General features: G+C 56.0%; 8 protein-coding genes. 6 read left to right on the top strand and 2 right to left on the bottom strand.

Translation table 11 applies throughout. From position 1 onward, the window contains the following. Positions 1 to 25: 25 nt before the first annotated feature. Together ACR0JI_RS10120 and ACR0JI_RS10115 are read right to left on the bottom strand one after the other, a co-directional pair. The gene (locus ACR0JI_RS10120) at positions 26 to 3,151 is read right to left on the bottom strand and encodes a type ISP restriction/modification enzyme (RefSeq protein WP_480494436.1); all 3,126 of its coding nucleotides are present in this window, start codon (positions 3,149 to 3,151) and stop codon (positions 26 to 28) included. A gap of 69 nt (positions 3,152 to 3,220) precedes the next feature. Next, positions 3,221 to 4,420, bottom strand: a complete 1,200-nt coding sequence (locus ACR0JI_RS10115) for a tyrosine-type recombinase/integrase (RefSeq protein ID WP_480494438.1) — start codon at positions 4,418 to 4,420, stop codon at positions 3,221 to 3,223. Between the two features lie 308 nt (positions 4,421 to 4,728). On the opposite strand from ACR0JI_RS10115, the gene ACR0JI_RS10110 reads away from it, so the two are divergent. From ACR0JI_RS10110 to ACR0JI_RS10085, 6 genes are all read left to right on the top strand, one after another. Next, on the top strand, positions 4,729 to 4,986 hold the full coding sequence (locus tag ACR0JI_RS10110; RefSeq protein WP_480474899.1) for a hypothetical protein: 258 nt from the start codon (positions 4,729 to 4,731) through the stop codon (positions 4,984 to 4,986). A 216-nt stretch (positions 4,987 to 5,202) separates the two neighbouring features. Continuing rightward, entirely contained in the window at positions 5,203 to 6,468 is a 1,266-nt protein-coding gene (locus ACR0JI_RS10105) for a hydroxymethylglutaryl-CoA reductase (protein WP_480494440.1), read from the top strand. Then, positions 6,465 to 7,376: a UbiA family prenyltransferase gene (locus ACR0JI_RS10100; RefSeq protein ID WP_480494442.1), complete on the top strand. Its 912-nt coding sequence runs from the start codon at positions 6,465 to 6,467 to the stop codon at positions 7,374 to 7,376. The genes ACR0JI_RS10105 and ACR0JI_RS10100 overlap by 4 nt, the downstream gene beginning before the upstream one ends. After that, positions 7,373 to 9,832: a PEP/pyruvate-binding domain-containing protein gene (locus tag ACR0JI_RS10095; protein WP_480474896.1), complete on the top strand. Its 2,460-nt coding sequence runs from the start codon at positions 7,373 to 7,375 to the stop codon at positions 9,830 to 9,832. Before ACR0JI_RS10100 ends, ACR0JI_RS10095 begins: the two co-directional genes overlap by 4 nt. Beyond that, complete coding sequence (locus ACR0JI_RS10090; RefSeq protein ID WP_480494444.1) at positions 9,822 to 10,922, top strand: BtaA family protein; 1,101 nt, start codon at positions 9,822 to 9,824, stop codon at positions 10,920 to 10,922. Before ACR0JI_RS10095 ends, ACR0JI_RS10090 begins: the two co-directional genes overlap by 11 nt. After that, positions 10,919 to 12,250, top strand: a complete 1,332-nt coding sequence (locus tag ACR0JI_RS10085; RefSeq protein WP_480494446.1) for a hypothetical protein — start codon at positions 10,919 to 10,921, stop codon at positions 12,248 to 12,250. Before ACR0JI_RS10090 ends, ACR0JI_RS10085 begins: the two co-directional genes overlap by 4 nt. Positions 12,251 to 12,325: the final 75 nt, after the last annotated feature.

The following is a 12,325-nucleotide window of genomic DNA, read 5'->3' as shown; positions in this document are numbered from 1 at the left end:
GAGCGTTCCGTGCAAGCCGTGGGCGTCAAAGCTCAATGTTGATAGTCTGCATGATCTTGTCTGTTTCCGACAGAATTTTGAGGATGCGTTGGTAGTGTTTCACATCGTCAAACGACAATGCGCGGCCTTTTCGGTCTTTGAGCCATTTCTGCGCAGGCTGATAGCCGCCGATGTAGAAGCCCCAAGAGATTTTAGGGGCGGCGTCGAAATATTGGGTCTCGTTGATCCAGACCTTGCCGCCTTTGAACTCGGGCTTGTCCACCACGTTATCGCCCTCGCCGGTGAAGGGATAGGGCGTGGGGCCGACGGCGATAGGCTCCATCAGGTGGAGTTTGCGCAATTCGGTGCCTTTACCGCAGATATCCCAGAACGCGTCGGGGCTGGAGGGCCATGGGATGCGGGGGAAGTCGATCTTCAGGAACTCAGCGTAGGTCTCGCGGTAGGCGGGGCAATGCAGCACGCCATAGATGTAATCGAAGATCTGCACCTCGTCGGGCGTGCCGTGGTCGGGATGCTTGGCGAGCTTTTTCAGCTTCTTCCAGAGTTTCGGGTCGAAGTTAATGCGGCGAGTTTGATCGAGCTCTTGTTCGTCGGGGTAGAGGTAAAGGGGAAAATTAACAGAATTTGAGGCAGTTCTGGGCGAAAGGCCAATCACTTCGGAAATGTGGGTTGTTACATGAGCATGAGCAAATGCATCGTCTCGATGCGCCTTGGTTGTAAGAAGACCCAGATTTTCCCCGGCAATATAATTCCACATGAACTTACCGCGTGGCATGCAATGAAATCCGCGAGAATTGCCTGTGTACGCAGTCCAACGGATATCAAAGGGACGGTACGCTAATCTTGTCATTAGGCCTTCCGACAGCGGCGTGATATCTGATTGCGCAGTTGACACCTGCCAATCCCTTACGTCTTTTCCCAAACGGTACTTTTCGCGCGCAATTTCAGGATCAAGTGAGGTGAAATCGTGGAGCCTTTGCCAAAGTCGCTTTTTGTTGTCATCAATAGTAAGACTATCTCTAGCCGTTACAATTCCTACCGAATTGACAGGCATAAAAGCATTAATCGCGAAGCCCGTCTCGAAGGCGGCAAGGGCCGAAAAGTCCCGCTTCACAAGCGGATGCTGCGGCGCGGGACTTTCGAGGGGTTCAAAGGCTGGCGCAACCAGGTCGAGCCCTTCCAACACCTCATATTTTACGGCCCGCGCACCCCATAAATCTGCATGCATCACTTCGGCCAGCCCGTCGCTGCCGTCTTTCTTCTTCACCCCAATGATGATCGACACGCCTTGCTGGATATCAAAGACATTCTTGTCGGGCTTGCCCTCCGGCGTAACCTCTTTCTTTTTAGCGTTGCCGTGCAGATCCAAAATCCAGATGCGGTCAAATGTTTTCAACAGGTGCCAACGCATCCCGCGAAAGGTCGGATTGTCGAGATAGCCGTGGTTTGTGATGAAACCCAGCACGCCCTCGCCGTTCTTTTCGATCAGATGCGACGACATGCGGATAAATTTTACATAGAGGTCATTGATCCATTTGGGGTTGCGCTCTTTCAGCTTTACCTTGCCGCCCGGCTCTTTCTTGTAGTCGTCCATCAGTTCGCCGATCCAACCCTCGGACACCCCGCCTTCGCCCAGATAAGGCGGGTTCCCGATCACGCACATGATGGGCATGTCGCGCTTGATGGTGTTAGCGCCCTTGGCCTCGCGGCTCAGCCATTGGGTGAAGGGGAGGGTTTGATTCGCGGGTTCGCCTTCTTCTAGCGAGTTGGTCAGATAGACTGACAGGCGCGGCGGTGTTTTCGTAGGTTTGTAGCCCAGTTCCGTCAGGATCATGTCCAGCTTCATGTGGCACATCGCATAAGACGCCATCAGCAGCTCAAACCCGTGTAAACGGGGGATGAGGTCGTCTTCGATATACTGGGACCACATGCCTGGCGCGACGCCCTGCACCTTAGGCGCGATCTGCTTGATGACCTCGGCCAGAAAGGTGCCGGTGCCGGTGGCCGGGTCCAGCACTTGGACGCGGTGCACGTCCTTCTTGATGGTGATGGCCTTACCGCTCTTGTTGGTCTGGCCGGTGTCCCAGTCAATAGTGACTTTAGAGGTGTCCGCCAGACCATCTGCTAAGCCAAATTCGGTTTGCAGCACCTCATCTACCGCTCGCACGATGAAGTTGACCACCGGCTCGGGCGTATACCAAACCCCGCGTGCTTTGCGTTTCTTGGGGTTATAGGCGGCAAGGAACGTCTCATAGAAGTGCAGGAAGGGGTCATTCTGGCCAGTGAGTTTGCCAAACCCCTCCATTAGCTTGGCGACGTCACAGGCGCGGAAGACCCTAGCCAGATCGTCGATGATCCACGCGATACGGTCGTCAAGGTCATACCCTGCCACATAGGTAAAGAGCGACCGCAGGAAGGGATTAGATTTGGGCAGGAGTTCTAGCGCCTCTTGCCGGGAAAACGTGTTGAGCGTCTGGTCGTGCAGGCGTGCTGCAAACATGCCGTAAGCGATGGTCTCGGCGTATATATCTGCGAAATCAGCAGGGGTGATGTCGTGGATCAAGTTTTCCTGAAACGCATGGAACTGTGCCGTGAGTTCGGATTTTAGGTCTGTGTCGTCGGCAAGGGTTTTGCCCAGCACGTCCTTGATCAGGTTCGCCTTGCCTGCCATACGTTCAGCCAGTTCGCGCGGGCTGGTAATTGATTGCGGGCGCTGGGCGGCAAAGTCGCGCAACAAGTTTTTCAGAATCTCGAACTGGTCCTGCTGGGGCTCGATGCCCATTAGCATGTCAGCGATGGTGACGGATGCGACCAGTTCGCCGTCACGGTAAAAGTCCCAGTCGAGGCAGTTGGTATAGATCAGGTTCGGTAGAGCGGCGCGGTAACGCTGGGCCTGATCTTTGTTGGCTTCTTTAAGTTTTCGGATGTCAACCGGGATGTCTTTGGCTTCTACGTGGCCTACGACGATATCACCCTCTGACACGATAAAGTCCGGCGCGCCGCATTTCACGCGCTTGGGTTCGTTCAGGGCGGTGACGTTGTCGCCTATGCTTGAGAGTAGATGTTGAAGCGTTGAACGGTAGGAATGCTCCGTTGCTGCGCCAGTATTATAGATATTTGATACTTCGGTTAGAAATTGATTCAGGTCCACAAGAGCAACTCCACATTGGAGTGTCATTCATGAGCGGCAATTTTCGGGATGTCCAGTTGGCGGCGGATTTTACGCGTAGCTTCGACCCGGCATAGCGACGACAATTTGGTCAGACGTGGCCGATGTTGCTCGGTTAGTCCAAGCCTCCATCAACTTCCGTCTCTTTTCGAACAGATCAGACCGAGCATAGGCGGCTTCGGCCTTGTCCTTGATGCCGTGGGCCAGCGCGGCTTCGATCACTTCGCGGGGGAAGCCGGTGGTTTCACCTGCCCAATCGCGGAAGGTGGAGCGGAAGCCATGGACAGTGATGTCGACGCGGCCCATGCGGCGGAGAACGGCGGTCATGCTCATGTCGGAAATCGGCTTGCCTGGTTTTGCTTCGCTGCCAAAGATCAGCCCGTCGTCCGGCGTGCCTTTGGCGCGTAATCCAAGGAGGGCTAAGACTTCGTCGGTCAGGGGGACGCGGTGCTCCTTTGCCGCCTTCATCCGTTCCGCCGGAATAGTCCAAACCTTCGCGTCCAGATCGACTTCGCCCCACGTCATACCACGCGTTTCGCCGGAACGTGCCGCTGTCAGTATGGTGAAGGCCAAGGCCCGTGCGGCAACGCCTTCGCGCTTCGCAAGATCACACATGAAATCCGCAATCTGCGCGTGGGGCAAAGCCGGGTGGTGTTTGACCGCGCGGACCTTCTTGGGCTTCGGCAGGAGGTGGTCGAGGTGGCCGCGCCAGCGCGCCGGATTGTCGCCCGACCGAATGCCCAGCGCAGATGCGTAGTCGATCACCGCTTCGATCCGTTGCCGAACTCGGTTTGCGGTCTCGGGCTTGGTTGCCCAGAGCGGGGCGAGGGTCGAAATCACATCCGCCGTTTCGATCTTGGCGACCTGCACCGCGCCGATCTTAGGGAAGACATAGGCCTCCAAAGTCGAGATCCATTGCGCGGCGTGCTTGGCGTTCTTCCAGCCGGGGCGCTTGCTTTCTATAAGTTCCAGCGCGGCGTCGCGGAAGGTCTTGGGCTTGGCCTGCCGTTTCTTAGTGATAGGGTCTTCGCCTTCGGCAATGAGGCGTCGCGCCTCCGCCGCCCGGTCACGCGCCTTGGCGAGGCTCACATCGGGATAGGCTCCAAGGCCCAAATCCCGCCGCCGCCCCTGCACTTGATAGCGCAGCACCCATGACCGCGCACCAGAAGGCTTCACATAAAGGAAAAGGCCGCGCCCATCGCCGTGACGTCCGGGTCCTGCTGTCTCTACTTTGCGCGCGCTGAGGGGCATAGCGTTCCCACATTCGTTCCCACATTTTTACATGATTTAGGGTGAACGCGCACGAACCGCAATGGCAGGCGGCGAATTTATCTTATTGTTTTTGTTCGGAGAACATGAACACACGCGAACGGCACCGCCCATGCGAGGGCACGGGTTATACGGACTTCGTCTCCGCCATCAAATCAAACTATTAAGTTTGCAAAAAACAATAACTTGCCAGACACTGGACAGTCTGCACCCGGTCTGACGAGAGTCGACATCCCTTAGAAATTATTGCTCTCCGCTGCAGCTGTAGTACAGGCAGCATTGCCAAATTAATGGAAAAGCCCGAGCCCACGCGTTCAGGCCGATACTTCGGCGGCATCACCTTTCCGCAGTTTGAATATGTCGGTTCTCGCATTGCGGCGAACCTAGGCCAGAATGTCGAGCACATCACAGTTGCCCTCGATCGCGCGTCACAACCAAAGCTTCATGCCGTTGGTCGGGACGATTACTTCACCCATGTGGTGTTATTGAGGGATATCCGCCCGGTCAGTTCGATCGGGATCGGGCGCCCAAAGCCCCTGAGTATCTAGTTGAGCGCCCTAATCCCGGCTGAATTAGCCCCCTTTTATCAATGACGATCTTTTGCGGCAGCACTACCATAGGGCGTATCAACCAACCAAGATTGGGTCATCGATAACCTTCCCTTTGGACATATTCTCTGGATATCGCTTACTTTCTTGTTAGTGTGCAGCCAGTGCAGAACTCAATCTGCAGTCGTTTTGAACAGCGTCTATCGGAGCTTCTTTTTGATTATTCCATTTCACGTGCGAGAGATGCTGCGGCGTGTAAAAGCGCGATATGACGTTGAACGCACACCACATCAATTGGCCCCAAGCAACGAAAGTTTTTCGCCTTTGCGCCCCTCTCGCAAGGCTAACAGCGCGACGGTTGCGCGGTTCTGGGACCAGTTGAAACCTGTGGCAAGCGACGCAGATCAAGCCTTGATCGCGGATCCCGCAACAGTTGAGGCTTCGGAAACCTACAGCGCCAATATTGAAAATTTCATTGGAACTGTGAAGGTGCCAGTTGGCATCGTTGGGCCATTGCGCTTGAATGGTATGAATGCCAATGGGGATTTTTATGTGCCTCTTGCGACAACGGAGGCTGCTCTTGTGGCCTCTTACGCACGGGGTGCTTTTGCTGCTGGGCGGTCTGGAGGCGTCAGCACTGCAGTATTGTATGAAGGTGTATTGCGCACGCCAGCCTTTGTGTTCGAAAGCCTTTTGCAAGCCGGTCAGTTCGTGGATTGGGTGGTCAGCAATGTCGACGACCTCCAGAAGGCGGCTGATGCGACAACCCGACACGGTAAACTCGTCTCGCTTGAGCCTTTCATAGACACGAATATTGTCTTTCTGATTTGCCGCTACACCACAGGTGATGCAGCAGGTCAAAACATGGTAACCATTGCAACAGATGCGCTGTGCCGTGCAATTGAAAGCGGTTGCCCAATACCAATTGAAAACTGGTATATTGAGGGGAACTTTTCGGGCGATAAAAAAGCTTCGGCGCTTGGTTTGGTGACGGGTCGCGGCCGCAAAGCAAGTGCGTCGATAACCTTGCCTGCAGATGTCGTGGAAAAGACACTCGGTACCACCGTGGATGCAATGCTGGCTTATGGTCGGGTGGCCAATCTTGGGTCGCATCTGTCCGGTCAGCTTGGGGCCCAGGCCCATTATGCCAATGGGCTTGCGGCCTTTTACATCGCAACCGGGCAAGACGCTGCCTGTGTCGCTGAAAGTGCGATGGGGGTGACGCGGATGGAACCCAGAGGAGATGATCTTTTCTGCTCGGTGACGCTTCCAAATATCCTTGTCGGTTCCGTCGGAGGTGGTACTGGCTTGCCCAGCCAGGCTGCGGCACTGAACATTCTTGGATTGAAGGGCGCTGGTCACGGCACAGCGCTGGCAGAAGTCGCTGCTGCGATTTGCCTGTGCGGAGAGATATCGATTGTCGCCGCAATCGCTGCGGGGCATTTCACGCGAGCCCATGAGAGTCTGGCCCGCCAACGATGACTTTGCTGGCTCGATTTTGGATCTATCAATCCGAACGCTTTCCGCTAAAGAAGACCGTTCCGCTTTTGCTGGTGTTTTCTGCGGCAAGCATCTGTGTCTCGGCTCGACTTGCTGATCGCCCCTTGCCCGAATTGCTCGCCTTTGCGATCGGCTTCATCCTGGCGATAATGCTGTTTTTTCAGATGCGCGTTTGCGACGAATTCAAGGATGCCGAGGACGACCGTCGCTACCGACCCGAGCGCCCCATTCCAAGGGGGCTGGTGTCACAGGCGGAGATGCTGGTGCTTGGTTTACTGACATTGCCGGTGACTGCCGCTGCTGCATGGTTGTGGTACCCCCCGGTTCTGTGGTGCCTTTTTGTGGTTTGGGTATGGCTGGCGGCAATGACGGCCGAGTTCGGGGTGCCGGTCTGGCTAAAGGCGCGACCGGTTCTCTATCTGTGCAGCCACATGGCGATTATGCCGCTGATCGATTTGCTGCTCACCAGTATAGAATGGCTTCCAGCCGGTGGCGCGGCATCGAAGCTATGGTTGTTTCTGGCATTGTCTTTCGTGAATGGTTGCGTTCTTGAAATCGGGCGCAAGTTGTGGTCGCCCGAAAACGAAATTGACGGGGTAGATACCTATTCGGGCCTTTGGGGGTATCGCTTCGCCGCTATTGTTTGGCTGTCCAGTGTTGCGCTGTCTTTTCTGTTGTTAGTGGGTACTGGGTTTGCGACCGGCGTCGGAACGCCAACCATAGTGTTTGGGGCCGTCGCGTTTGTGCCCTGTTGTCTTGCGGTACGCAGCTATGTGATGGCACCAACGCCAAAGGCACAAGGCAGGATGGACACAGTCGCGGGACTTTGGGTGTTCTTCTGTTATGTCACAGCGGGCTTTTTACCGTTTCTGGTTGGAGGCTTCAGATGACCTTTATCGTCAATCAATCCGATGCAACTGACCCGACCGTGGTCGGAGGTAAAGCCGCTGCGTTATCGAGCCTTGTCTGCCACGGATTCAATCCGCCTGCGTTTTTTGTCATCAGCGATACCGCTTTCCGACAAGGCAAGACTGGACCAGTCGCGGTGCGCGGGCTGAGTGATGCACTTGGCGTTGCATTGGATGCATTGGGTCCGGGGCCATATGCGGTGCGCAGTTCCGGTCGGGCCGAAGATGGTGCGGAGCACAGTCATGCAGGGCAGTTCGATACGGTCTTGAATGTCGATGCTAGCAAGATATTGCTGGCGGCGAAACGGGTTTGGCAATCGGGATTTACGGATTCTGTCGCCACCTATCGCTCGGTCAAATCCGGGGGTGAGGCAGAAGCCCCTGCAATCATCGTACAGCGCATGATTGATGCGACGACCGCCGGTGTCGCTTTCTCGGCCGATCCGGTAACCGGGCGACGAAACACTGTAGTCGTGTCTGCCGTCAAAGGCCTGGGCGATGCCCTGGTCGCAGGTGAGGTTGATGGCGAGGACTGGACCATCGAACAAGCCAGACAGCCTGAATGCGCGCAAGACACGCCCCAGGTTTTGACACGGGACCAGGCGCTTCAGGTCGCAATGCTGGCGCGCAAAGCGGAAGAGGCTTTTGGGGGCCCGCAAGACATCGAATGGGCATTCGATGCGGATGGGTTGCACATTCTTCAGGCACGGCCGATTACGACCGAACTGCGTCCAGTGGCGATACCGGATAATGCGCTTACCATCTTTGACAACTCGAACATTGTCGAAAGCTATCCGGGCATGGTCAGTCCGCTGACTTATTCCTTTGCCGTGCATGTCTACTCTCGGGTCTATCGCGCCTTCGTGCGGCTTCTGGGCGTTTCGGATAGAGCCGTCGCGCGGAACTCGGCCATCTTCGACAATTTCCTTGGGCGCATTGATGGGCGTGTCTATTACAATCTGGTCAACTGGTACCGTGCGCTGGCGCTGCTTCCGGGGTTCTCGCTGAACCGCGACTACATGGAAACAATGATGGGTGTGTCAGAACCCATGCCGCGTGAGATTACAGATGGGATTGGGCCTGCTCCTGCTAAAGGCGCGCGCAAGGTATTGGAGTATGCCAAACTGGTTGCGGTTGCGGGCAGCCTGATCTGGCAGGCCGTGCGTTTGCCGCGCACCCGGCGCAACTTCTATGCCAGGCTGAACGAAATTCTGGATCGTGATCTGGACACAGAAGCTGCGAATGCGACCGAACTGGCCGCCGAGTATCGTCATATCGAAAGTACCCTGCTGGATCGCTGGGACGCGCCGCTCATAAATGATTTCTTGTGCATGATCGCCTTTGGCGCATCGCGTAACCTGCTGTACAAGTGGTTGGGTGAAGACGGGCTGATGCTGCATAACGATGTTATGATTGGCCAGGGTGATATCGTCTCAGCCGAACCGGCGCAGCGCATTGCCCGCATAGCTCACTTGGTCCGCGAAGCCGGGATCGCGGAACAGCTGAGCGTGGAATGCCAGTTGGAAACCCTTGCATCTTATCCTCAGATTTGGGCCGAGGTTCAGTCTTATCTGAATAAATTCGGGGATAGATGTACTGAGGAACTGAAGCTGGAGAGTATTCCACTGCGCGATGATCCCACCAGTCTGCTGATGGCCATTGCCGCCAGTGCCACCCGCCCCGAGGGTAAGCGGCACATCAGCACAGAACCGGACTGGAAATCCCTGTTTCCAGCCAATCCGTTGAAACGCCACATTTCCAAATGGATCGTAGGGTGGGCCAAGGCCCGGGTACGTGATCGAGAGAATCTGCGCTTTGAACGCACCCGGATATTCGGCCACGCCCGACGTGTTTTTCTGGGCATCGGGCGAGAGTTTGTGGCAAGGGGGCTGCTTACAAATCCCCGCGACGTCTTTCATCTGACGACATATGAAGTCCTGGGCGCCGTCGAAGGGTTCTGCCTGTCGCCTAATCTGAAGGCCATAGTCTCGCAGCGTCAAAGCGAAGATGCAGCTGCATCCCAACGCGCGGACCCGCCCGAACGTATAGAAATCCGAGGTCCCGCCATTGCTCCGATATGGGCGGTTACCGAAGAGGTGGACAGCGATCCGGAGCGTTTGAAAACCGGCACCGGCTGTTCAGCCGGGCAGGTAATCGCAAAGGCCCGTGTGATCCGTGATCCGCGGACCGAGGCGCTACAGTCCGGCGATATCCTTGTGGCGCGCCACACTGATCCGGGCTGGATTGCGGTATTCTCGAATGCATCGGCCATTGTAGTAGAGCGGGGATCACTATTGTCGCATTCTGCCATCGTGGCGCGCGAGTTGGGCATTCCCTGTGTAGTGGGTCTGAAGGGCGCCACGCAATGGATCAAGGATGGTGAAACCCTGTCGGTCGATGGAGCAAGCGGCAAAGTGGAACGGTGCGATGGGGTATAGTGAAATCGAAGGCAAAGCAGATTTCGGTCACATCCGGTACGCGCAGCTATGGGAAGACGCAGACGTTCTGACCGAGGCGCTGGGCGATTGCGCTGGGGGCACGCTGGTTTCCATATGTTCGGCCGGGGATAATGCACTGGCTATGCTAACGCTGAACCCGTCGAAAGTTGTGGTAGTTGATCTGTCACCGGCACAGATCGCCTGCCTGAAGCTACGGATCGGCGCCTTCCGGAACTTGACACACCCCGAGTTTCTGGAACTGACCGGGTCACGCGCCAGCAACAGGCGCGCTGCATTGCTATCGCAGGCCCTGCGGGAAACCGACACTGAAACACGTGCCTTTTGGACCGGTCTTGTCCCGGATGTCGAGCACCACGGGATAGGCGGGGTCGGCAAGTTTGAGCGGTATTTTCGCATCTTCCGCACCCGGCTTTTGCCGCTTGTTCATTCCCGACGCACGATTGATGATGTCTTTACGCCCCGAACACCCGAAGCGCGCGAAGTTTTCTTTGACACGCGCTTTGATACCTTCAGATGGCGGCTGCTGCTGAATGTGTTCTTCTCGCGTTTTGTGATGGGGCGCATGGGTCGCGACAAGGCATTCTTTGATCACGTCGAGGGCAGCCCCGCCCAGCATGTAGCTCGTCGAATTCGCCACGCAGGTGTTGATACCGACCCATCGCGAAATTCATATTTGCACTGGATTCTGAAGGGAACGCATGGCGACGCGCTCCCAATGGCCTGGAGACCCGAGCATTTTGATACGATCCGCGCCCGCCTGGACCGCCTGGATATCCGTCCGGGGTCGTTGGAGGCCTTCGTCTCGACTGGCGAAAAGGCCAATGGTTTCAACCTGTCGGATATCTTCGAATATATGTCACCCGAAGTGTTTGAACAGGTTTACGGGTCTATCCTGTCCGCTGCCGCGCCCAAGGCCCGCCTTGTGTATTGGAACATGATGGCGCCCCGCCGCGTGCCCGTCGTACATAAGGGAAAAATAGAATCACATCACGCGATCGAGGATCGACTGAAGGCACGCGACATGGCCTTTTTCTACTCGGACTTTGTCGTGGAAGAGGTGCTTGTGTGAGTGTTCCGGCACAGATTCTGCTGGCCTTGACGTCTATTCTGGTCCTGTTGGGATTGATGGCAGTTGTCCGACGGTTGGCGCAAAAGGTCGGCTTGAACGCTGAAGTACAACGCAAGCTGATGCATGTTGGAGCTGGGCTCTTTACCCTGGTTCTACCTTGGGTGTTTCCGGATCGTTGGCCGGTTTACATGCTGATCGGGATAACGTTGTTCGTCATGCTGATCCTGCGATTGCCCCGGTTCTCGAAAGGTTTAGGCGCGGCCCTACACAGCGTCGAGCGCACCTCATACGGAGATTTCCTTTTGGCTTTGTCCGTTGGGTTTTGCTTTTTGCTGGCCGGGGAAAACGCTCTGTACTACCTGCTTCCAATCGCTGTTTTGACACTGGCTGATGCCGCAGCTGCGCTGGCCGGGACCACTTACGGGACCAAACGTTACGTGGTCGAAGATGGCGACAAGAGTTTGGAAGGGTCAGTGGTGTTTTTTGTCATAACGCTATTGGTTGCGATCATCTGTTTCCTGTTCTTGTCGAAACTCCCTCCCTCGAACATCATGATGCTGTGCCTTATGGTTGCAGCCTTTGGCACATTGGTCGAGGCGCAAAGCTGGCGAGGGTTTGACAACCTGTTCCTGCCGCTTGGTTTGCTGATTTTTCTGAAAAGTCACTATCATAGCTCTTTGGCAGAGCTGGCGTTGTTGGCCGTTTTGTTTCTTGCCTCCCTTGCCAGTTTCGGTGTCGTGGGAACCAAACTGGGCCTGACCAAACATACGACCCGCGTCTATGTTGTTGCGGTCTTTCTGTTACTGGCAGCCGCAAAACTCCAGAATACAGTGCTGCCGATCATGGTTCTCGCCGCGCACGGCTGGGCGCGCACCGCCTCTCCGTGTGACAGTAAGTACCCCGATCTGGATGTTGTTGCCGCCCTGGGCCTGTTGGGCTTCGGTTGGCTTGCGGCCGGGCATGCAGCGGGATGGGATGCGATATCCTTTTTTGGGCTGAGTGCGATGGGGTTGGCCATGGGGCTCATTGCAGTGGCGTTGCGCCCCGCGCCAATTGCGATACCGTTTGCTGCCGCCCTCCTGTTCTTCATCCGGTCCTGGGTGGTTTCCCTGAATTCTGACCAATCGAATTGGGCCGAACCCCTGACTGCACTCGCACTTGTATCACTCGCAACAATGGCGATTGTGCCCCTATTGCTTCCACATTTGCTCCAAAAGAATCGTGTTTTCAGGCTCACGCTGTTGGCACTGTTTCCACCGCTTGCCTATTATTTCTGGTCCATAGCAGGGGCCGTTGGCGGTGGGATGGTCTCAGGAGTTGTATCATGACGAAAGAAACCATTCAGACTGATGGCGCCAAACTGTCTGTTTATCTGCAAGGCCCCGATTGGGACGATGTTCCCG

Source organism: Ruegeria sp. N10, from assembly GCF_056531545.1.
The sequence above is the reverse complement of the archived record's forward strand: the minus strand, read 5'-3'. Positions and strand labels throughout refer to the sequence as shown.